This is a genomic window from Mucilaginibacter endophyticus (assembly GCF_003351025.1).
In the GTDB taxonomy this organism is placed as follows: Bacteria; Bacteroidota; Bacteroidia; order Sphingobacteriales; family Sphingobacteriaceae; genus Mucilaginibacter; species Mucilaginibacter endophyticus.
This window is the reverse complement of sequence record NZ_QPCG01000001.1, coordinates 25015-48582: the sequence shown is the minus strand read 5'-3', so window position 1 is coordinate 48582 and position 23568 is coordinate 25015. Positions and strand designations below refer to the sequence as shown.

Below are 23568 nucleotides of genomic sequence, written 5' to 3'. Positions count from 1 at the left end.
GACAGCAAAAAATATGCGTTTAACACTTTTTAACGTTTGTTTCTGTCACCCAACGGGTTAATTGTATATGTTTTTAATTGCGGCTTCCGCTACTGGTATCATCATTATTAATACCACGTTGATTTTTCTTTATGCTACTGTTAAGCCTGCCAAATTTGTAGCTCAGGCTCACGTTAATGGTGCGATAAAAGTTGTTGTTGGCTGTGTAAGTATCAAAGTCAGGAGTTTTGGTATAGAAATCGAGTTTATTGAATTTTTTGAACGGATTGTTAACATTTACCGATAAGGTGGCCTTTTCGTTAAACATGGTTTTGGTTCCGCTAATGGAACTGAAGAAGTAATAATTATCCTTTCCCTGCAACAATACATAACGGCTGTCGTAACCTATGTTTACACCCGCGCGGTAACCGCCGTCAAACTTGTAACTGGTATAAGTAAAAATGTGCCCCTGGTTACCACTGTTTTTGTACAACGAACCATTGTAGTAACCCTTCAGCCAAACAAATAATAACTCGGCGTTAATATTCACATTTAGTTTAGGAGTGATGGGATAATTAATATTTGCATCAAAGCCCCAGTTTTTGTTGGAGCCTACGTTATCATAGGTATTGGTAGTTACTCCTGCCGAATCAACACGTGCCAGGTTTTGTACCGTATTATTGGCAAAAGAGTAATTGGTGCTCAGGTTAATAGAACCTTTGGCAAAATTGCTGTATCCCAGCTCAAAGTTATTGGTAACCGCGGCTTTCAGATTAGGGTTACCCATGTTAACGTATTGTGGGTTTGTCCTATCGGTATAAGGGTTTAACTGGTAAATGCCCGGGCGCTGGATCCGTTGGGTATAACCTAAGGTAAGGCTGCTGCTTTTTAACGAGCGTTGAATAGATACCGATGGAACAAGATTATTGTAATTCTGGTTAACGGTACTGTTAGTAGTTGAAAAATCGGCATTTACTTTGGTGTGCTCCAATCGCAAGCCACCTTTAAAAGCCCATTTACTAAGCTTTACCGAGTATGAGTTGTACAAGCTGTAAACATCCTGATTATAGGTAAAATCATTGGTTTGGCTATCGTCAGTTTTATAGCTTCCGTCAGACTGTTTCAGGTCGGTAAAAAAGTTACTGTAGTTATCCCTTAAAATAATTTTACCACCAGCTTCAAGTGTTAATATTTTCCGCGGCTGAATATAATCGAGCTGGAAAGTATGTTGTTTTGAACCCGATTTGTTGTATTGCCTGTAATCGGCAGGTGCTTTACCAATGGAGTCGGCAGCTACAGTAGCACCATTGTTTTGGCCATTATTATTGTTATTGTATTTATAAGATACGGTAAGCAATTGGTCTTTATACTTCCTGAAACCTATCTGGTAGTTCAAGCCTAAATCCGAACCATGAAAAGTGCTGGTTCCGGCATTGAACAAACGATAAAACTGGGTAACGGCGTCAACACTATCCTTAATACTGGTAACCTGGTTGTTTTGCTGCTTACCCTTACCGTCATAAAAATCATACATACCGGTAATCAGGTTAAGGCTGTCAATTTCATAACTTAACTCGCCGCTGCCATAAACGTTATTGGCTCCGTTACCTCTTGTACCGGTTTGGCTAAGTGATGATGGCGGATGATAAAAGTTGCTAATGTTTTCAAAAGTTGAAGTTTGCACCGGCCTGTGATTGTATCCGGCGTAGCCGCTAAAACCAAACTTGCCCTGCTTAACAGTTACGTTCACATTAGCGCGTTCGCCAAAAACATTGTTGTAACCGGTATTGATGTTTACGTTATAACCCTGATCGGCATTCTTTTTGGTAATGATGTTGATGATACCCGCTAAACCTTCGGCATCATATTTTGCTGGCGGTGTAGTGATCACCTCTATCTTTTCAATATTGGCAGCCGGCATCGATTTTAATACGTCCGATGGATTTTTTGCCATCATGGCCGATTCTTTACCGTTGATCAGGATCTTATAATTATCGTTACCCCTGAGCTTAATATTGTCGCTTCCATCTACTGATAACAACGGCACTTTACGGATCATATCCAAAGCGGTGATCGATTTACTTTCCGGGTCGGCCTGTACATCATAGCTCAGGCGGTCTACCTCCTGTTTCATCACAGGCCTTACAGCGGTAACCGTAACCTCTTTTAATTGCTTGCTTGATGCCGAAAGCAGGATCCTGCCCGCGTTAAATGTATTACCGCTTAGTTTTACCGGGATGGTTTTAGTAGCGTAACCTATAAATACAGCTACTAACTGGTAAGTTTTACCTTCAGGGGCTTTCAGTTCAAAACTGCCGTCATCTTTAGCGAGGGTACTTTTTACAGGAGCTTTGGTAGCCGCATCCTGCAGGGCAACGGTAACATAACCCATAGGTTTGTTTATTGCCGAATCAATGATAATACCTTTTACAATAATATTGGGAACTGCCGGAGCAGCGGGAGTTTTGGTTTGAGCAAATATGAGCGTGGAAAAGCAACAGCAAAGTACCGTTAGTAGGATTTGTTTCATAAGGTTATTTAGGTTTACAAGACGTAAGAACATCATGCCGCGTTACAACGCGAATCATGATTTGAACGGGAATTTAACTATAATATTAGTTTGTAACAGCCATGTTACTTATTGTAACGGGTCATGGTAAGCTCGGTACCAATGGTAGCAAAACTCTTCACCATTTCTATCGAGCGATCAATAAGTGCGGGAAGTTCGGGCTGCTCATCTTTATCAAAAGCACTAAGTACAAAATCAACCTGACGACCTTTGGGGTAATTATCGCCAATACCAAAACGCAAGCGCGCGTAGTTGCTATTGCCAAGCACTGCCTCAATATTTTTAAGGCCATTATGCCCGGCAGCACTGCCTTTCGGTTTTAAACGCAGGGTACCCAGCGGCAGGGCAAGGTCATCTACAATAACCAAAACATTCTCAACCGGGATTTTAAGATCTTTCATCCAGTGGTTAAGGGCTTTACCACTCAGGTTCATGTAGGTAGTAGGTTTAATAAGGCAAAGGGTACGGCTTTTAAACGATACCTCGGTATAGTAAGCCAAACGTGAGTTTTGAAACCTTGTTCCCTCCTGCTTAGCCAGTTCATCCAATACCATAAAACCTATATTATGCCTGGTATCCGCATACTCCGGACCAATATTTCCTAAACCTACAATTAAATATTTCATGCCCCCTAACCCCCTAAAGGGGGAATTTTTGATTAACTTAAATTTTATGCGAAGATATTATTTATTGCTCAAACAAAAACAGCGATAGAGATACTCTACCGCTGTTTCTTGTTTTAAACTCCTGCTCCCCTTTAGGGGCGGGGGGCTTATTTTTTACCTTGAGCTGCTTCTTGCTCTGCCTGACGTAATGCACGTGAGGTAGTTACAGAAACAATGGTATCTTCTTTAGCGTTGGTGATAGTTAAGTTATCTAATTTAATATCAGATACTTTTACTGATTTACCAACTTCTAAAGACTCGATGCTTACTTCAATAGCATCAAGATGATCTTTAGGAAGCGCTTTGATACGCAGTTTCCTTAATTTTTGAACCAGTTTACCACCTACTTTAACACCTGGAGAAGTACCGGTTAATTTAACAGGGATCTCGATGGCGATAGGTTTTTTCTCGTCTAACAATAAAAAGTCAACGTGAGTGATTTTTTCAGTTAGTGGGTGGAACTGAATGTCCTGGATGATAGCTTGTGATTTAACACCGGCAACTTCAAGATCGATGAAATGAACAACCGGAGTGTAAACTACGGCTCTCAAATCAGCTGCGGACACTGCAAAGTGGGTCTGGGTAGCACCACCGTAAAGAACTGCAGGCACCAGGCCATTGTAACGCAGCTCTTTCGCGTCTCTTTTCCCTACGTTCTCTCTTAGAGAACCGCTAATAGCAATTGATTTCATTTTTATTTATTTGTTTATTTATTTAGTTCATGGTTCATAGATCATTGTTCTACTTTCCACAAAGCCTTTTTTAGTTCATGGTTCATAGATCATTGTTCTACTTTCCACAAAGCCTTTTTTAGTTCATGGTTCATAGATCATTGTTCATGGCCTAATTTCCCAATTACTTTATTCTTTTTTATTTTCCATGATAAATGTTCACTATGATCTATGAACCATCAACCATGAACTACCTACTACTCCACCTTAAACAAGGTACTTATCGAGCCGTGTTCGTTTACGTTGCTTATCGCTTTAGCAAACAATTCGGCAGTTGAAAGCACTTTTATTTTTGAGCTTTGTTGTTTCAGCGGTATAGTATCTGTAACTATCAGTTCGGTTAACGCCGAGTTTTCGATAGTTTCATATGCTTTGCCTGATAATACCGGGTGTGTACAAACGGCGCGTACGCTGCGCGCACCACGTTCCATGATCAGTCCGGCTGCTTTTGCCAATGTACCTGCTGTATCGCAGATGTCGTCAATCAATACTATGTCCTGATCGGTAACATCACCTATCAGTGTCATGGCTTCAATTTCGTTGGCACGTTTACGGCGTTTATCGCAAATTACCACTTCGGCGTTAAAAAACTTGGCAAAGCTACGGGCTCTGTATGAACCGCCCATATCAGGCGATGCAATAGTAAGGTGACCTAAACCAAGGCTTTTGATATAAGGCACAAAAATGATAGAAGCATCCAGGTGATCAACCGGAACATCAAAAAAGCCCTGAATTTGCGCTGCGTGCAAATCCATGGTCATGATACGGTTAATACCGGCTGCAACCAACAGGTTAGCTACCAGCTTTGCACCAATGGCAACACGTGGTTTATCTTTCCTGTCCTGACGGGCCAAACCAAAATAAGGTATAACGGCGGTTACATAATGGGCTGATGCACGACGGGCGGCATCAATCATCATGAGTAATTCCATTAAATTATCGGTAGGCTGATGGGTAGACTGGATCAGGAAAACATCACTCCCCCTTACAGATTCGTTAAAATGCGGCTGATATTCACCATCGCTGAAACGAGATATTACAACTTCTCCTAATTCACGACCATATGCATCAGCTATCAGACGCGCAAGCTCCGGCGAGCCTGATCCTGTAAATAATTTAACCGGGTTAAATTGTAAGGGCATTTTCTTTGATTTTGAATTTCGGATGTTCGATTTCGGATTGATTACTCTGCCTTATTAAAATAAGGCCTTCCCGCTTCACAAACGCCTTAAAACACAATTCGGATTTCAAGTTTTCCAATCAGAATTAATCCGAAATTGAAAATCCGAAATCCGAATTTTTATTGTTGCCCGACCAGGATTCGAACCTAGACAAACGGTACCAAAAACCGTCGTACTACCATTATACTATCAGGCAATCTCCTTTGGTTTGTATTACTCCCCGAAAAGGAATGCAAATATAGCGCTAAGATTTGAAAGTCAAAATAGAATTTTAAAAAAATTCATTAACACCTCAAATACAGCAAAATAAAATTCAAATACGCTTCAAAAGCCCGTTTTTGATGGCAACATCCCAATAGTTTTGTTATTTTCGGCTGCATTAATCCTGTTTTTTATATAGCATTCAAACATGAATTACAAAAAACTCAACAATATATTTGGCTGGGTAGCCTTTATTATTGCCACAGTAACCTACATTTTAACCCTTGAGCCATCATCAAGCTTTTGGGATTGCGGCGAGTTTATTGCCTGTATCTATCGCTTACAGGTAGCTCACCAACCCGGAGCCCCTTTATTTACCATGATAGGTAAAGTATTCACCCTGTTATCGATGGGTGATAATACTAAAGTTGCCTACTGGGCCAACATGGCATCGGCACTGGCCAGCGGCGCTACCATTATGTTCCTGTTTTGGACCATTACCGCCCTCGCCAAAAAACTCTTGGTTAAAACAGAGGAGCAGCTTAATAATACTAACCTGATCCTCATCCTTGGTTCGGGCCTTGTAGGTGCTTTGGCTTATGCCTGGTCGGATACTTTTTGGTTTTCGGCTGTTGAGTCTGAAGTTTACGCGCAATCATCACTTTGTACTGCAGTAGTATTTTGGGCTATATTGAAATGGGATGCCCATGCCGATGAACCTCATGCCAACAGGTGGATAGTTTTTATCGCTTATGTAATGGGCCTTTCTATAGGCATCCACTTATTAAACCTGCTGGTAATCCCGGCTATTGGCCTCGTGATCTATTTCCGCAAGGCTAAAAGCGTTACTACCAAAGGTACATTACTTACCTTTTTGGCCAGTGTTGTGGCATTAGCATTTGTGCTTTGGGGAGTTATCCAATACACCGTAAAAGGCGCGGCTTTTTCCGATCTGCTTTTTGTGAATACCCTGGGCATGGGCTTTGGCAGCGGCGCTGTGGTATTCTTTATTTTATTGATCATCACCATTGTAGCGGGTATTTATTATACCATAAACCCGGTTAAACCTGCCATTATTTTAGCGGCAGCATGCTTTGTGCTGATATTAGGTATTAGCGGTGGCATTATTGGCCTTATAGTAAGCGTAGGTATTTTAGCCTTATTAGAGTATGGCGTAAAGATCCGCGAAAAGCGTTTTGCGCTCAACAGCTTTTTGATTTGCCTGCTGTTTATCCTGTTCGGCTACAGTTCATTTGTGATGATTGTGGTACGTGCAAAGGCTAACCCTAACCTTAATAACAGCGACCCGGAAAATGCCTTCGCCCTGAACAGCTACCTTAACCGCGACCAGTACGGCGATACCCCATTATTGTACGGTCAGTTTTTTGATTCGGAAGCGACAGCCCAAACCGAGGGTGCTAATATTTACCGTCGCGGAGCAACCAAATATGAGGTAGCCGGCAAAAAGCTGAATACCGTTTATGACCGCAATACCATATTCCCGCGTATGTTTAGCGACAAACCTGGTCACCCGGAATTTTACCGCGAGTGGACAGGCCTTGGCGAAAGCGAACATCCAACCTTCGGTTCAAACATTAACTTTTTTGCTAAATGGCAAATTAACCAGATGTACACCCGCTACTTCCTCTGGAACTTTGTTGGCCGTTCTAACGACCTTGATGGCCAGAGTTTAGGCTCCGGAGCCGATGGCGAGTGGATCAGCGGATGGAATTTCAGCAAGCCTCTTCCCTACTCGGTTACCGAAAGCAAAAGCTATAACCGCCTGTTCTTTTTACCGCTTATCATAGGCCTTTTTGGCGCGGTATTTCATTTTGCCCGCAATCAGCGCGAAGCCGGTGTTGTGGCCATCCTGTTTGTTTGCACCGGTTTAGCCATTGTACTTTATCTGAACCAGGATCCGCTGCAGCCTCGTGAGCGTGACTATGCTTATGCAGGCTCCTTCTATGCCTTTGCAATATGGATAGGTTTGGGCGTAATAGGCATTGCCGATGTACTGAGCAAAAAGCTTAACGCCAGGGTAAGCGCTATCATCTCTACAGTAGTTTGTTTAGTTGCCGCTCCGTTACTGATGGCTAACCAGGAATGGGACGATCATAACCGCTCAACCAAGCTTACCCCGCATGATATGGCTTACAACTACCTTAACTCATGCGCGCCAAATGCTATTTTGTTTACTTATGGCGATAACGATACCTATCCGCTTTGGTACATTCAGGAGGTTGAAAACGTCCGTCCGGATGTACGTATCGTAAACCTGAGCTTGCTGGGTACCGACTGGTACATCCGTGGTATGAAAAACAAGATGAACGAGTCGGAACCATTGCCTATCAGCATGACTAACGATAAGTTTAAACCCGGTGTACGCGATGTGATCTATTTCAACGACCAGAAGATTCCCGAAGCAACCGAGCTAAAAGATGTTTTTGACTTTATCACTTCTGATAAAAAAGAAGCCATGGTTGAGTACAATAACGGCGATGTTGCCAATTACCTGCCAACCAACAAATTCAAATTAACGGTTAATGCCGATGAGGTTGTTAAAACCGGTACTGTTGCAGCTACCGATAAAGACAGGATAACACCAGAAATGGACTGGACATTTAACGGTCGTTACGTAACCAAAGATGTATTGGCCATGATGGATATCCTGACCCATAATGATTGGAAACGCCCTATTTATTTTTCGGTTACCGTGCCAAACAGCAACATGATTGGTTTGGATAAGTATATGTATAACGAAGGTTTCGCGTATCGTTTATTGCCGCTAAAACCAGATACCGCAGTTGGGCCGCTTGAAGCCAGCAACACCGGTAAAATGTACGAAAACATGATGACCAAATACAGGTGGGGCAATATGAAAAATGCCAGCTACCTTGATCATGAATCAATGACCATGTTTTACCCGCTTATCACCAGGCTTTACTCAACCCTGGCCGATGATCTGGCAAAAGCAGGTAAACCTGATTCGGCCCGTAAGGTGCTTAAGAAATATGATGAGGTAATGCCAACCACCATCAACTCGCTGGAGATTGCGGTACGCAAATATTACATGATCGAAAACGCTTACCGTCTAAACGACATTCCGTTAGGCAACAAGCTGGCAAACCTGGTTGACGATTATGTAAACAATCAGCTTAATTATAGCTATGCCCTGTTGCAAAAAGGCGAAACTAACCTCGAAAACCGCGATCTGCAGTATTCCATGCAGATATTAGGTGGCTTGGTTGAGTTTAGCAAGCAATACAAACAGCCGCAACTGTTCAACAAATTCAGTACACAACTGAGTGGCTTTGAAAAGAAATTTGGAGTGACAGGGAAGAGATAGATTGCTTCTTTGATATTTTGAAAATGCCCGCCAATAAGCGGGCATTTTTTGTTTTTAGCGGTCTTTATACTGGTCGAAGTTACGCTTCGCTAAACTTCGACCTAAAATAGTCCAAGCTTTCAGCTTGAGTGCCTTTATCTGAATACTATTTGAAATAAATTTTAACCGGAATTGCGGAAGCAGAATGCTTCCGGGGTTTTAGGACGAAGTTACGCTTCGCTAAACTTCGACCAGTGATAGCCTTTTTGTTCAACATCGTCATAACTAACTATCAAGCTCATCCCTCTTATTTTATCGTGTTATTTTATTGGGTCGAAGTTTAGAAAGCGCCTCCTTACTTTTCACCAGCTTCGTTTTGATAATTCTTTATATTATTCAAATAGTGAAGTATATATCTTTTCTTCTTTTTATTAAGCATCATCTTTTTTAGCCTCTGATGATAGGCGTTTATAAACAAAAGCTCGTTATCAATAAGGTAGCATGACAATATTTGAGGCCTGTTTATTTTAGATGATTCAAACTGCGCTTCTAACTTTTTTGTTTGCGCATTCCAGGTATACTTTACCAATGTTGAATCATCAACTATCATAGGCCCTCGTTTAGGATCAGCTACATAATGATCATATTCGGTGGTATCCTGAAATTGTTGGTGGTAAACAAACTTCATGACTAAAGGATTAGTATGTTGAATGGTCGATTCCAGCCAAATTTCACGAATGCCCCATGGCGAAGGCTGTAACAAGTTTGAATTCATTAATTCATTTAATACAGGGATTAATTTATCGCCATCGTATTTATAAAAGAAAGAATTAAACCACCAAATACCCGAACCCTCATTAAATTCCATTCGCCGGTAAACTATACTTTCGCCATCCACATTTTTAAAGTATTGCACATTATCAGTATACCTACTGTAGCCACTTTGCTTTGCTATTATTTTATTACCCTTAAAAAAATACAGTTCCGAGCTGTCGCAATGTCCCGCATCCCCTACTAATATTCCAAATTCATCAAACTTGCTTTTCTTACCGCCAAAAGGATAATATTGCAAATAAACATTTCCTTTTTTAACAGAATCAAACAACCCTTTCGCTGTACAGGTGCTATCAAATTTTAGTTCGCCAAATATGTTTCTGGCATCAACTGGTTTTATCATCCCCTTACGTATGCAGCTTTTCAATAACGTGAAATCAGCATCAGACAGCACCCTGCTCATCGGCTCTGTAAAATTCTCAAAAACAGAATCAGCCCAAAAAGCAGCTTTATTAGCTAAAGGCTCAACAGGCAACCTACCCACGCTATCAAAAAAAGCAATAAGCTGCGGCTCGGTGTATTTAACCTCTACATATTCCTTTGCTTTTGCCTTAACCGCTTTTTTAGGCGGCTTTTTATGTATCGGCTTGCTTTCATGATGGCAGCCCAATACCCCCAATAGAAGCACAAGGCACACCGCGTTGCTGACGATTTTGAAAGGATTAGGCATAAGCTGGCTTACAATTATTATCGCTTTAAATTAACGATATTCCTGATCAGTTTAACTAAAACATCACATAACTGGTTGAAGTTTATAAGGATGGTGTCCGTCCGGTAGCAGGGGCGGTACCTTGCGGACAGAGGTGCTGATACAGTAGCTTACCAATAACTGGCCGAAGTTTACCGATATTCCTGTTGAGTTTAACTAAAACATCATGCTTATTTATTGTTTATACTAAGCGTAATATATATTTGCCACAATGAAGATCCTGTTAATTGAAGATGAACCCAAACTGGTATCCATTATCCAGCGCGACCTTACTGCCGAAGGTCACGAAATAAGTGTTGCCCTTGATGGCACAACCGGGCTGGATATGGCCATGAAAATGGATTTTCAATTGATCATTCTGGATATTATGCTACCCGGCATTAATGGCATTGAGGTTTGCAGACGGTTGCGGCAGGCCAACCAAAACGCTGCCATACTAATGCTTACCGCCCTGGGCACTACCGAAAACGTGGTAGTAGGCCTTGACAGCGGTGCCGACGATTATATGGTTAAACCTTTCAGTTTGGCCGAACTTAACGCCCGCATCCGTACCCTTGCCCGTCGTAATACAAACCTTGCGCAACCGGCAAACGTGATTCAAATTGCCGACCTGGTCATCAACGGCGACGAAAAATCGGTTAAACGCGGCGATAAGATCATCGACCTTACCGCTACCGAATACCGCCTGCTGGAGTTTCTGGCTAAAAACAAAAACCACATGCTTAGCCGCATCGAAATACTGGAGCACGTTTGGAACATTGATTTTAATATGGGTACCAACGTGGTTGATGTGTATATCAACTACCTGCGCAAAAAGGTTGATAAGGATTTTGACAATAAGCTTATCCACACGGTTATTGGCATGGGCTATATTTTAAAAAATAACGCGGCATGACCATTCAGAAAAAAGTAGCGCTGCTGTTTTTTGGGCTAACAGTATCGGTAATATTGATATTGAGCAGCGCTGTTTTTTATTTTGTACACCAGTTTACCTTTGATGATTTTTATAAACGGCTTGAAACCCGGGTAAACATCTCCTCGCAAATCCATCACCTTAATGACCGCGACAGCCTTGGTATGTACAAGGAGATCAGGCAGCGCTATCTTGAACGCCTCATTGCCGAAAAGCAGTACGTTATTAAACCCGAAGTTTATACCAAAGGCAAAACTGTAAAAGGCGTTCCCCGCGAACTGATAAATAATATCCTCTACAACGGAAAATCAAGGTTTAAAGCCAACAATGTATTTTACGCCGGCAATATATTCCATTTCCCCGAGGGCGATGCTATTATTGTAGTTTCGGCAACCAACCCATCGGGCCTTAGCGAGCTTAATGATCTTGAACAGGTGTTGATCATCTGCTTTCTCAGCTCCATATTAATCGTTTATATTATCGGTCGCCGGTTTTCATACCATACTTTTAAGCCGGTACGTAAGATCATAAAAAAGGTAAATACCATTACAGCAAGTAACCTGCACTTGCGTTTGGAAGATTATAGCGGTAAAGATGAGATAGCCGAGCTTACCCAAACGTTCAACAACATGCTCGACAGGCTGGAAACCGCCTTTGAAACCCAGAACAACTTTATCAGCAATGCCTCGCACGAGTTGCGTACCCCGCTGGCTATCATTAAGGGCGAAGCCGAACTTTCGCTCAAAAACATTGATACACCGGGGGCCGATCTGCATAAAAACCTTAAAGAAATCCTGACAGGCACTCAAAGCTTGCAGGATATTATCACCAGTTTATTAGGCCTGGCACAAAGTGGGTTCGATGGTAAAAAGCAGAATTGGGAGCAGATACGGGCCGATGAACTGGCCTTTATGGTAAAAGATGCTGTAGACCATATCATCCCCACCAATAACCTCAGCATCGATTTTTCGTCGCTGCCCGATGATGTGGATAGCCTGGTAACGCAGGGAAATATCAACCTGCTTAAACTGGCCATCAGTAATATAGGCCTTAATGCCTGTAAATATTCTGAAAACAAGCCGGTAACGCTTAGAGTGTATACCGAAAACAACAGCATCATCTTCAGCATAAAAGATCAGGGCATAGGCATCCCCGAAAGCGATGTGCAGCATATCTTTGAGCCATTTTTTCGCGCATCAAATACAGGCAAGTATGAGGGGCATGGTGTTGGTTTGCCGCTGGCTCTGAATATTGTGCGACTGCATAAGGGTAACATCGGCATTATCTCTAAAGAGGGCGAAGGCACCGAGATCAGGGTAATGCTGCCGGTTTATAAGGGGTAGAAAAGGGAGCTCATTAATACCTATAAAAACAAATTATAATATTAATAATCGCACAGAGGCAGGTAACGACTGTTGTTGTAATGAATTTACATCGTCGCGCTCTTGGCCGCGCGAGGGCCAGATACTTTTGTCGCCACAAAAGTATCCAAAAAGGCTTACAGCAGAAAGGCTTCTTTGCGCTCATCCTTCCCTCCAACCCGCCGCCCGGCCTTTGCCCTGCAAAACGAACAGAACCACGGGCTGCAATTATTTTGCCCCGATTCGCCCTATCCCCAGCTTCTGCAAAAACTTGCTATGCCCCTGCAGCCACACATTCCCTACATTGTTCTGCCCGTTTTCACCCGAAGCTGATCTGCTGCGAAAAACATCCGGTTTTAATTATGTCATGGGCAGGCACGAAGGATCTTAACGTCTCATCAGGGTCTCTCGCAGAGGACCCTGATGTATACGCCATGCACATTTGCTTGTGCGGGGGCCGCGTTAGTGATAGTAGCGGATACCGGCCTTGTGGATAATGCCTGTGCAGTATAAGCGGATAGCACGGGCCGGAGGCAACGCCCATAGTTATAAAACGAAAACTTAATAGGTAATAACTCACAAATACGTTTTTATAAAACACTAAGATAACCGGCTGAAGGGTGCTCATTAATACCTATAAAAAGCAAACCACAATCAATAATCCCCAGCTTACAGCGCAGCTATGCAAATCCCTCTGTACAGTTCGCGATTGCTTCGTACCTTGCAATGACGCGGTGGTGATGCAACAAAAATCAATTCTAATCACATTCTAATTTCTTTCTTAAACCGCTTTAATGCCCGGTACCTACTATTGTATCAACAAACAGTAGTAAACACAAAAAAGGTATCATCATGAAAACATTAAACATCATTATCCCGTCTGATTTCACCTTATCATCATTAAACATTATACCTGTTTTAGCCGAGCGCTATTCAAAACAAAAACTGAATATATCGCTTGTTCACTTCCTGCAACTATCCGACTCTATATCCGACCTGTTATTGCTATCCCGCCGAAGCCGGGAATACCAACTAATCGACGACGATTTTTACGCGGGCTGTACCATGCTGAAAAACGACTATGCAGATCAGATAGAAAACATTACGCCCGACTTTTTTTATGGCAACACCGTAGCTGTATTCAAAAACTACCTGGAGGCAAAAGAAACCGAACTGATTGCCATGCCCGAAAACCATAGCTACGCAAGGTTAACACCCAACAGTTTCGACCCAACCATACTCATGCAGCGGAGCGGGTATAAAATAGTTACCATTAAAACTGAGGTTAAACAGCCTTTAACCTTGGTGAAGAACGAAGCAGAGCACGAGCTGCTGGAGGTTTAATATTTATTAATATCATTTAAAACATTTATCTATGTTACTAAAAGAAAATATCCCGGTAAAGTATGTGGTGGGAAAAATCAAGAACGAGCTTTTACTTGTTGCCGGTTATGCCATAACTATCGCCCTGTTCCATCGCTTTTTCCCTGAATACCGCATTTCAATCCCTATTGCTGTTCCGGCCATACTGGCAACCATCATATCATTGTTGCTGGCCTTCCGCTCAAACCAGGCTTATGACCGCTGGTGGGAAGCCCGCAGTATTTGGGGAGCTATCGTGAACGATTCGAGATCACTTACCCGCGAGCTTATCACCTTTTTAGAAGGCGATAAAGCTGACTGCGAAGAAATAGAAGGTTTCAAAAAGCGTTTTGTTTACCGTCAGATAGCCTGGTGCTACGGTTTGAGCCAGTCGCTGCGCAAGCAAGACCCTTATGCCAAAAACGCCCATCTGTTAGTTGACGAAGAAGTGAAGTTTACCCATCGTTTCAGTAACGTACCTAACAGCCTGTTAAAACTGCACGGGCTGGATTTAAGGCTGGCCTACAAAAACGGATGGCTTAATGATTACCAGCAGGTGCAGATAGATGGTACGCTTACCCGCCTGTGCGATGCCATGGGTAAATGCGAGCGGATCAAGAACACGGTGTTCCCGGTTACGTATAGCTTATACATTCATTTTTGCCTGTACCTGTTCATCATCCTGCTGCCCTTTGGCCTTATCGAGTTCTTCGGTATGTTTGAAGTACCGCTGATCATAGCTATAGCAGCAGCATTTTTACTGGTAGAGAAAATGGCTATTCATCTGCAAGACCCATTTGAAAGCAAACCAACAGACACCCCAACAACTGCCATTTCGCAAACCATTGAACGCGATTTGAAGCAGATGCTTAACGATAAACATGAGAGTGAAAAGGCAGCAGTTCAACCTGTCGCCGCTAAAGCAAACGTGTATTATATACTGTAAGCTTTACACCCCTGTGCGGGAAGGCACAGGGGTTCACTTATTTTATTCTTTAAAGCCTAAACCTTCTTCTTTCATTTTCTCCTTCACTATAGGCACCGAACTTTTGCCCACGCCGTGCAAATGCAAAAACTCTTTCTCGGTAAGTTTTGATAACTCAAGACACGATGTAATACCCGCATTGGCCAACGCACGCCGGGCCGGGTTACCCAGTTTACCAAAGGGGCTGTTTAATTCTTCAGTGTTCATAACAAACGGTTTAATTGATGATCAAATTTAACGATCATATTAATAAAAGCCATGTCATTGCGAGGAGTAAGAAAATAGAGATCTGTGAAGGTCAAATGACATATCCGCAGCGTCATTGCGAGGCACGAAGACAACCGACCAGAGGGAGTTAACGATTATTGTTGTAATGAACTTACATCGTCGCGCTCTTGGCCGCGCGAGGGCCAGGTACTTTTGTCGCCACAAAAGTACCCAAAAAGGCTTGCAGCAGAAAGGCTTCTTTGCCCACACCCTACCTAAGTCCGCCGCTTGGCCTTTGCCCTGCAAAACGAACAGAACCACGGGCTGCAATTATTTTGCCCCGATTCGCCTATCCCCTGCTTCTGCAAAAACTTGCTATGCCCCCTGCAGCCGCACATTCCCCGCATTGTTCTGTCCGTTTTCACCCGAAGCTGGTCTGCTGCGGAAAACGTACTTCTTCCAACTTGTTAGATGTAGGGGGACTGTCACCCTGAGCTTGTCGAAGGGTCGCGCGCAGAGGCCCTGCCCGCCATGCTTCGACTGGCTCAGCATGACACCCGTTTTTTTGCTCCTTACGCTCGCTTGCAACAACAGGCGTTATGGATTGCAAACGAGCGCAAGAAAAAAGTAAAAACACTCATATAATCTCTTGCAAATCCCACTGTTCAATTTTTGAAAGTGTAAACACTTTGCGTTTTGTCCCGAAATTGAACATCTAATAATCAGACACTTGCAAATCATCGAGTTTATTTAAAAACACTATTTGAACAAATTGCTACTGATAATCAACCATTTAAAATATCCATTTAAAAAACATTGAACACCTCGTTTTTAAAAATTGAACACTGACAAAATAGCGCCACCAACCGCGGACTTTTTAGTGGATAAATTTGAGTGCCCTTCATGATTGCCGGCAGGTTTGCGGCAAATAGCGATGGATTGTACCGCTTTAACTGCGGGACGGGGCAATAATTGTTATGGACCATACTTCGGAGAAACCTCTGGTTGTTCAAATGATTCAAAAGGATGTGAGGGCTATGGCGGATGCAGCCGCGCGTAAGGGGCAGATTGTGATGTCGGACCCGGATGCGGTGGTTGAATTGTTTGATATTTACCCGGCCAATGAGTGGATGGTGATGGAAACCGAACACGAAACGCCGCAGATGCTGTTTGGCAACTTTTGGCTGCAGGGCGAGTTGTGCATCCTGTTTGCCGATACCAATATGGGCAAAAGTCTGCTGGCTGTACAACTGGCCGACAGCATTAGTCGCGGTGAGCCTATTGCCCCTTTTGCGCTTGGGGCGGGTGCCTCGCCGGTATTGTATATTGATTTTGAGCTTAGCGGCAAGCAGTTTGAACAACGCTATACCGACGGCCAAAACCGCTATCACTTTGCCACCGAATTTTACCGCGGCGAATACAACCAGTTTAACCGTGCCAGCTCGCATTATCAAAAACTCGACAAGTATGTGATTGAGGCTTTAACACGAGGCATTAAGCGTACCGGCGCAGAAGTGCTCATTATTGATAACATTACCTGCCTGCGCAACGGAACCGAGAGCGCCGGTGCCGCCCTCACCCTGATGAAGGAACTGAAAAAGCTTAAAACCCGCCACGGTATCAGCATCCTGGTGCTGGCCCATACGCCCAAGCGTAACCCTCGCCTGCCGCTTAGTCGCAATGATTTGCAGGGCAGTAAAATGCTCATCAATTTTTGCGACAGCGCCTTTGCCATGGGCGAAAGTCACTCCGCCCCTGGCCAGCGATACCTGAAGCAAATTAAGCAGCGCAGCACCGCCGAAACCTATGGTGCCGACAATGTATGCCTTGCCCAGATGGAACGACACAACGGCTTTTTAAAATTTGTTTTTACGGGTAACGATTGCGAGAAAAACCACCTGCGCGACACCTCCAGGCAAGAGCGCGAACGCATGAGCCGCGAGGCTAAAGAATTAAGCGATGAAGGTTTGAGCCAGCGGCAGATAGCCGAACGGCTTGGCATGAGCGTGGGCAGTGTGAATAGGATGTTGAATAGCCAGCTGTAAATTTCTCCCTGCGGAGGAGATCAGGATAACAAATTATTCCTATTTAATCTATTCATAAGCTCAAATGGCTTATTTAGTAAGTCCGGATTCTTGTCGAGTTGGATAACCTGATCTATAGTTAGGTTGCGAATAATTACCTTCGGCTCACCATCTTTGGTTGTTTTTACAACAACAAGCGATCCCATTGCCATAGCCGCGTTAGGTACATCCTTTACTGCGTCCATTAGCGCTTTAGCCGCTTCGCTGTTGTTTTTATTTACTTCTGATTGTATTTTGTCTAAATGAGCTAATTCTAAAGCTTTTTTTGTTTTGTCGAAAATTTCTCTTGCTTCCTCACTTTTGAAAATCCGTTGAATAAACGCGATTCTTCTTTTTATCCATGACCCTTTTATAAATTCGCCGTCGTCGATAAATTTAAAGCCGAATGATTCACCAAAGTATTTGTATGCAAAAAATAAGTTTTCAGCAGTGAGATAGTTTTCGGTATCCAAATACAGATGCCCTTTGTGAGATACCGTTTTAGGTTCTGAGGTCTTATTATACTTCTTGAAATTTTCAGCCTGGTCAAATATTTCTTTATATACTTCGTCTCGGTCTACCGGGGGGTAATCATTTTCTGCTAATAGTATAATCAGATCAGCTTTTAGTTCTGCTTTGATATCATCGCGCCGACTCCAATCAGTGTATTTGGTTTTGTCGTCAACCACGGTTTTAACTTCCTGTGCCAAATGCAAAAGTTTCTCTTCAGGGTAATTAAAATCATATTTAACCATTAATGCCTTGAGGATGTCATAGAAGGCTTTTTCTTCAAAGTCGATACCCATCTCCTTAAATGAATCCTTTTCAGTCCTCAGCGCATTATAAAGATTGATAATTTCGTTTGTAAACTCTTCCAGTACTTCACTTCGTAATATATCAGCTTCCTTACGTTCGTTGTATCTCTCAACTAAGGCCTGCATTTTTTTTGAAAAGTCAATACCTGTTATTTTGTTTACCTTTTTGAACTCCTCAATAGCTTTTGCCAACAATTGTTGCAGCAGCTTTATTTTAGTGTTGGGTAATTTAATTTTGTCAATTTTTGCCAAATAGTCCTCATCGAAAATATCAACCTGGGTAGTGGCCTCATCACCTAATTTGAAAATTTCTTCGACTCCGGTACTTTCAATGGCATCTTTAATCATCTCCCTTACCCTTGCATTCATTTGCGCGGTGTCTGGGGCTGAGCCTTTTGTTAGCTTAAATACAATTGATCGAACAGCGAGGTAAAAGTGAATTTTATCGCGTTGTCCTTGTGTGAAAACATCGCTGCCCGCGCAAATATCGTAAGCTGTTTTAAGGCGTTTTACCAGGTACATAAAACGCTGCTCCAACTCATGGGTAATCTGTACAAACTCAGCTGCCATATTTAGAGTATGCAACTGTTCGAGCGGAGTGCCCTCGAAATATTTCGAAGCATCGAATTTGTGAAAAATTTTAGCCAGTAAGTCTAAATGGTCTTTCGCTATAACTATGGATTGTTGTACATCTTCAAAATTTTGCCCTTCAACCTGGTTGTATTGTTTTAATGCCAGGTTCATTTGTCTTTTAATGCCTATATAGTCAACTACAAGACCTTTATCTTTACCTTCATATTTGCGGTTTACTCTTGATATAGTTTGAATAAGGTTATGGCGTTGAATTGGCTTGTCGATATAAATCGTATCCAGGAAAGGGACATCAAAGCCCGTAAGCCACATGTCAACCACTATGGCTATTTTAAAGTTTGATTTTGGATTTTTAAATTGCCTATCTAATTCTTTACGATATTCTTTGGTGCCTAAAATGTCATAAAGTTCTTTTTCATCGTCTTTGCCACGCGTCATCACCATTTTGATGCGTGCCATAGGTTTAATTTCTTTTTTTTCTCTATCGGTTAGTTGCGCACCTTCTTCACTTGCTTTTACTTCAGCCCATACGGGGCGAAGCGTAATTACATCTTTATAAAACTCATAAGCAATGAAGCGATTACTGCAAACGAATATTGCTTTACCCTTTACGGTAGCTCCTTCGCTAACTCGTTTTTCATAGTGATTAACAAAGTCTTCAGCAAGAGCTTTTAATCTACCCGGATCGCCCAGGATAGCATTCATTTGGGCAACCGCTTTCTTGCTTTCTTCTATCTGGTATTCATTGGCACCCTCTTCAGCACATTGATTGTAGTATTCTTCTATTTCTTGTAACTTTTGATTATTGAGCAGTACTTTAGCAGCGCGGCCTTCGTACACAATACGAACAGTAATCTCGTCATTAACAGATTCTGTCATTGTATAGCTATCAATTACTTCTCCAAACACATCTAATGTGGCATCTACGGGCGTGCCGGTAAAACCAACGTAAGTAGCATTAGGCAAGCTGTCGTGCAAGTATTTGGCGAAGCCATAGGTTTTAGAGACCCCTTTTTCAGTAACCCGAAGTTTTTGATCCAAATTCGTTTGGCTGCGATGTGCTTCGTCTGATATACAGATTACATTAGTCCGGTCAGTAAGCAGTTTGGTGTCTTCTGTAAATTTATGGATTGTAGTTAAGAACACACCGCCACTATTTCGGCCTTGCAGTAATTCGCGTAACTCTTTTCTGCTTTCTACGCTTATTACCGTATTATCACCGATAAATCCCTTGGCATTGGTAAACTGCCCTGATAGCTGATCGTCTAAATCCGTCCTGTCCGTTATCAACACAATAGTAGGGCTGGAGAAATATTCGCTCTTCATCAACAACCGGGCTAAAAAAAGCATCGTATAACTTTTACCGCAACCTGTGGCACCAAAGTAAGTGCCGCCTTTGCCGTCACCATTAGGGCGTTGATGTAGTTTGATATTGTCGTATAGTTTGGTTGCTGCGTAATACTGCGGATAGCGGCAAACTAATTTTTCGTCCTTTTTTGAGCTATCTGGAAAGTAAATAAAATTGTGTATGATATCTCGTAGCCGATAGCGGTTGAACATACCGTGTATGAGGGTATACAGAGAATCTATCCCATCAACCTCTTTAATATAGCCTTCTATTTTTCGCCAGGCATAATAAAATTCATAGGGTGCAAAAAAAGAACCAGCTTTGTTATTTACACTGTCGCTAATAACACAAAAGGCATTATATTTAAATAGTTCAGGGATATCCCGTTTGTAACGTACAGTTAATTGAACGTAAGCATCGTGTATCGTGGTGTCCTCTTGTATCGCGGTTTTAAATTCAAACACTACCAACGGCAGGCCGTTAATGTAGACTATACCGTCAGGGATACGCTTCTCATACCCGGTAATTTCGAGTTGAGTAACTAATTTGTAAGTGTTTTGATCAAGTGCAGAATAATCTATAAGTTGAATATAAAAATCCTTTTTATTGACATCCTCACGTTTGAGTAAAAAGCCGTCGCTTATGCGCTTCATGATAGCTTTATTGCTCTCGTACAGATCAGATGAAGGGTATTTTTCTAATTCGCGAATGATACCCTCAATTTCGCTCAGGGTAATTTCTTCAACATCGTATTTGTTTAACAGAAAGGCGATCAGATCTTCTTTAATGAGCACCTCATCGGGTTGGCGCAGTATCGCAGCACCAAACAGGTGAGGAATATCTTCCTGTCCCAATAGCTCAATAATAGCTTTCTCTAATCGCGATTCTGTAAATTTCATCAGGCTACGCTGTTTCTAAAATTTCGAGTTTAGACATTTTTGTAAATAAAATCTCAGTTATATTTTCTAATAAGGTATTTTCTTTAATCTTTCGGCGAGTTTGTTCCTTGATTTTTGTTGAAACCATTTCAAATGCTTGAATTATATTTATTGGTGGAACGATTAGACGATGTAAATGCAAATGATTTCTATTCAAGGTGGGTACCGCAGACCCACTATTGTAGTCGCTTATATTAATGCTTTTTAATACGTAATAGATAAAAATAGGGGTACTGTTTTTGTAGGTTTTTACCCATAAGGTCGTATTTAAAGGCCAAAAATCTTCTTCTATATAAAATACTTCGCCTAAAGACCCACTTCTACCAGTTACAATACCAGGCCCCTTTACTTTAAAAGTTCTATGATTTTCTAAAGTTCCGGTCGACGCATAAATCGGATGAACACCGGGTAATCGGTCTTGAGTTGGTAAGTCAAATCCCCTTTGGAGTTCTATTAAATCCCCCAAACAGCCCTCCATCCAACCTTTAGGTATTTCTTGATTTAGCTCCTCACTCCAAACCATTAAGCCTCCATTCGATCTATATGGTTTGCCGTTATTATCGGGAAAATCAAAATCAACAAACCACTGCTTATATACGACCTGGGCCGTTTCTTCCAATTTTTGATTCAGTTTTTTATTATGTTTTAAGCGGTTTTTTATGGTGTTATATTCTTTTACAATTTGGCGTTGTGTTTCGATAGATGGGACGGGAAGTTCGATATTGCACATCTCATTCCAGTCAAAAATTTCCCTTGCACTGCCGTGAGATTTAAATCGTGCATAACGGTCAAATTCGGGGCGACTAAACCACATCATTAGATATTCTGGATCTAATTCTTCCCTACATGCGATCTCGAAAACAACATACGCTTGTGACACCATACCTTCATCATATTCACATAATGCAACTGATATTTTATCACCATTACGGGAAGTTACTGGCCCATAAGCAAACTGCTCTTTTTTTATGATCTTATAAGTAGTCATATCGGTACCAATAATATTGGCGATAGATGGTATCAGTATTTTTTGAATGCTAACGCCCAATAGCCTTGTATCAAGAAGATCATTATTGCGAATATTAACTTCGCGGATATAAGGCTCAAGCTTTTTATAGTGTGATCTCATATCCTAATTCCTTAAACACATTAAGTAAATCCTTTTTTGATTGCTCTTCCGCTTTTAACAGGATTGAAAATTCGTTTTGCAACAAAGTCATTTTTTCATCAAAATCGATATTCTCATTCCTGTTTACAAATTCGATGTACTTGCTTGGAACCAATGAGAAATCTTTGGCGGCTACTTCTTCAATTGTTGCCGAATAACAATATTCGGGAGTATTTTGATAAGTAGTTTCAAAATCAGTCTGTTGCCAATTATGATATGTTTTGGCTATACTTTTAATGTCACTTTCTGAAAACTGGGTGAATTTCTTTTCAAAAGGCTCGCCAACCTGGCGCAAATCCATAAAAGAATTTCATTATGCCTTTCGCGATAGTTCCTTACTACATCATTAAGCAAAATTGTACGTTCAGTTTTATTATTGTTTAAAATCCATAATGTCACGCTGATATCGGTTGTATAGAAAAGATTTCTTGGCAAAATCACAATTGCTTCCACCAAGCCATTCTCGACAAGTTTGCGGCGTATTTTATATTCGTCGCCACCGCCCGACAGTGCCCCATTAGCAAGGATAAAACCAGCAACACCATTTGCTGATAGTTTGGAAACGATATTTAGTATCCAGGCATAATTGGCATTACTGCTTGGGGGTACGTCATAACCACGCCAGCGAGGATCGTCGGCGAGTTCATTATTTGCACGCCAGTCTTTTTGATTGAACGGCGGGTTGGCCATAATAAAATCAGCTTTCAGGTCGGGATGTTGGTCTTTGCCAAAAGTATCGGCTGGTACAGCTCCCAAATTGGCAGCAATGCCACGTATAGCGAGGTTCATCTTGGCCAGTTTGTAAGTTGTGCCAGTGTATTCCTGCCCATAAATAGATACTTCTTTCTTATTGCCATGATGGCTCTCTATAAATTTAACAGATTGTACAAACATGCCTCCCGATCCACAAGCTGGGTCGTATATGATACCACGGTAAGGTTCAATCATTTCAGCTATAAGATTTACGATGCTTTTTGGAGTATAAAACTCGCCTTTTCCTTTTCCTTCTGCTAAAGCAAATTTACTCAAGAAGTATTCATAGACCCGACCAACAATATCTTGTTGGTTTTTTAAAGTATTAATATTGTTAATTGTATCTAACAATGCTGCTAATTTACTCACATCCATATTAAGTCGCGAGAAATAGTTATCCGGCAGAGCACCTTTTAATGAAGGGTTATTTTTTTCGACAGTAGCTAATGCTGTATCAATTTTAATTGCTATATCATTCTGCTTTGAGCGTTTTATGATGTAATCCCATCTTGATTCTTCGGGCAAATAAAATACGTTCTTTTGATTATAGAACTCTTTCATCTCCATAAATTTCTCTTTATGCTCTGCAATCAGTTCTTTACGGCGTTCCAGAAATTTGTCACTCGCAAATTTCAGGAAGATGAGGCTTAAAACAACGTGTTTATATTCTGAGGGTTCAACCGTACCCCGCAATTTGTTGGCCGAATCCCAAAGGGTTTCTTCCATTGATTTTTCCTTCTTTAACTTTTTGCTTTTTTCTGGTTTTGATTCTTCCTGTATCGCTTTCTTATTTTCCATGTATGTTAGTATCGTTGAATCCTCGGCAGAATTAACCGTAAATATTAGTAATACGGTAAAATTAAAGTTTTG

General features: G+C 41.8%; 16 protein-coding genes and 1 tRNA gene. 6 read left to right on the top strand and 11 right to left on the bottom strand.

Going from position 1 to position 23568, the window contains the following annotated elements:
- Window positions 1-73 precede the first annotated feature (73 nt).
- From DUL71_RS00190 to DUL71_RS00170, 5 genes are all read right to left on the bottom strand, one after another.
- Window positions 74-2509 (bottom strand): TonB-dependent receptor, encoded by a 2436-nt coding sequence (locus tag DUL71_RS00190; protein WP_161964349.1) that lies wholly within the window; start codon window positions 2507-2509, stop codon window positions 74-76.
- A 104-nt stretch (window positions 2510-2613) separates the two neighbouring features.
- The gene (gene pth / locus DUL71_RS00185) at window positions 2614-3174 is read right to left on the bottom strand and encodes an aminoacyl-tRNA hydrolase (protein ID WP_114936231.1); all 561 of its coding nucleotides are present in this window, start codon (window positions 3172-3174) and stop codon (window positions 2614-2616) included.
- Between the two features lie 146 nt (window positions 3175-3320).
- Window positions 3321-3905: a 50S ribosomal protein L25/general stress protein Ctc gene (locus DUL71_RS00180; protein WP_114936230.1), complete on the bottom strand. Its 585-nt coding sequence runs from the start codon at window positions 3903-3905 to the stop codon at window positions 3321-3323.
- A gap of 236 nt (window positions 3906-4141) precedes the next feature.
- Window positions 4142-5086, bottom strand: coding sequence for a ribose-phosphate pyrophosphokinase (locus tag DUL71_RS00175; RefSeq protein ID WP_112572913.1), 945 nt, complete (start codon window positions 5084-5086; stop codon window positions 4142-4144).
- Between the two features lie 164 nt (window positions 5087-5250).
- Window positions 5251-5321: transfer RNA gene (locus DUL71_RS00170), tRNA-Gln, on the bottom strand.
- Between the two features lie 213 nt (window positions 5322-5534).
- On the opposite strand from DUL71_RS00170, the gene DUL71_RS00165 reads away from it, so the two are divergent.
- Window positions 5535-8672: a glycosyltransferase family 117 protein gene (locus tag DUL71_RS00165; RefSeq protein ID WP_114936229.1), complete on the top strand. Its 3138-nt coding sequence runs from the start codon at window positions 5535-5537 to the stop codon at window positions 8670-8672.
- A 334-nt stretch (window positions 8673-9006) separates the two neighbouring features.
- On the opposite strand, the gene DUL71_RS00160 is transcribed toward DUL71_RS00165, so the two are convergent.
- On the bottom strand, window positions 9007-10155 hold the full coding sequence (locus DUL71_RS00160) for a hypothetical protein (protein ID WP_114936228.1): 1149 nt from the start codon (window positions 10153-10155) through the stop codon (window positions 9007-9009).
- 250 nt (window positions 10156-10405) lie between these two features.
- On the opposite strand from DUL71_RS00160, the gene DUL71_RS00155 reads away from it, so the two are divergent.
- From DUL71_RS00155 to DUL71_RS00135, 4 genes are all read left to right on the top strand, one after another.
- Window positions 10406-11089, top strand: coding sequence for a response regulator transcription factor (locus DUL71_RS00155; protein WP_114936227.1), 684 nt, complete (start codon window positions 10406-10408; stop codon window positions 11087-11089).
- On the top strand, window positions 11086-12450 hold the full coding sequence (locus tag DUL71_RS00150; RefSeq protein ID WP_114936226.1) for a HAMP domain-containing sensor histidine kinase: 1365 nt from the start codon (window positions 11086-11088) through the stop codon (window positions 12448-12450). The genes DUL71_RS00155 and DUL71_RS00150 overlap by 4 nt, the downstream gene beginning before the upstream one ends.
- A gap of 870 nt (window positions 12451-13320) precedes the next feature.
- Window positions 13321-13812, top strand: coding sequence for a hypothetical protein (locus tag DUL71_RS00140; protein ID WP_114936225.1), 492 nt, complete (start codon window positions 13321-13323; stop codon window positions 13810-13812).
- A 31-nt stretch (window positions 13813-13843) separates the two neighbouring features.
- A complete protein-coding gene (locus DUL71_RS00135) occupies window positions 13844-14776 on the top strand; it encodes a bestrophin family protein (protein WP_114936224.1) in 933 nt (310 codons plus the stop codon).
- Window positions 14777-14818: 42 nt separating this feature from the next.
- Here DUL71_RS00135 and DUL71_RS32260 read toward each other — a convergent pair whose 3' ends face one another.
- Window positions 14819-15022 (bottom strand): helix-hairpin-helix domain-containing protein, encoded by a 204-nt coding sequence (locus DUL71_RS32260; protein WP_114936223.1) that lies wholly within the window; start codon window positions 15020-15022, stop codon window positions 14819-14821.
- 977 nt (window positions 15023-15999) lie between these two features.
- On the opposite strand from DUL71_RS32260, the gene DUL71_RS00125 reads away from it, so the two are divergent.
- A complete protein-coding gene (locus DUL71_RS00125; RefSeq protein WP_114937413.1) occupies window positions 16000-17067 on the top strand; it encodes an AAA family ATPase in 1068 nt (355 codons plus the stop codon).
- 20 nt (window positions 17068-17087) lie between these two features.
- Here DUL71_RS00125 and DUL71_RS00120 read toward each other — a convergent pair whose 3' ends face one another.
- Genes DUL71_RS00120 through DUL71_RS00110 form a run of 4 tightly spaced genes read right to left on the bottom strand, consistent with a single transcriptional unit; the run spans window position 17088 to window position 23496 of the window.
- Window positions 17088-20738 (bottom strand): type I restriction endonuclease subunit R, encoded by a 3651-nt coding sequence (locus tag DUL71_RS00120; protein ID WP_114936222.1) that lies wholly within the window; start codon window positions 20736-20738, stop codon window positions 17088-17090.
- Between the two features lie 4 nt (window positions 20739-20742).
- Window positions 20743-21906 (bottom strand): restriction endonuclease subunit S, encoded by a 1164-nt coding sequence (locus DUL71_RS00115; protein ID WP_114936221.1) that lies wholly within the window; start codon window positions 21904-21906, stop codon window positions 20743-20745.
- On the bottom strand, window positions 21890-22246 hold the full coding sequence (locus DUL71_RS32625; protein ID WP_208645458.1) for an N-6 DNA methylase: 357 nt from the start codon (window positions 22244-22246) through the stop codon (window positions 21890-21892). Before DUL71_RS32625 ends, DUL71_RS00115 begins: the two co-directional genes overlap by 17 nt.
- Window positions 22171-23496, bottom strand: coding sequence for a type I restriction-modification system subunit M (locus DUL71_RS00110; protein ID WP_208645457.1), 1326 nt, complete (start codon window positions 23494-23496; stop codon window positions 22171-22173). Before DUL71_RS00110 ends, DUL71_RS32625 begins: the two co-directional genes overlap by 76 nt.
- Window positions 23497-23568: the final 72 nt, after the last annotated feature.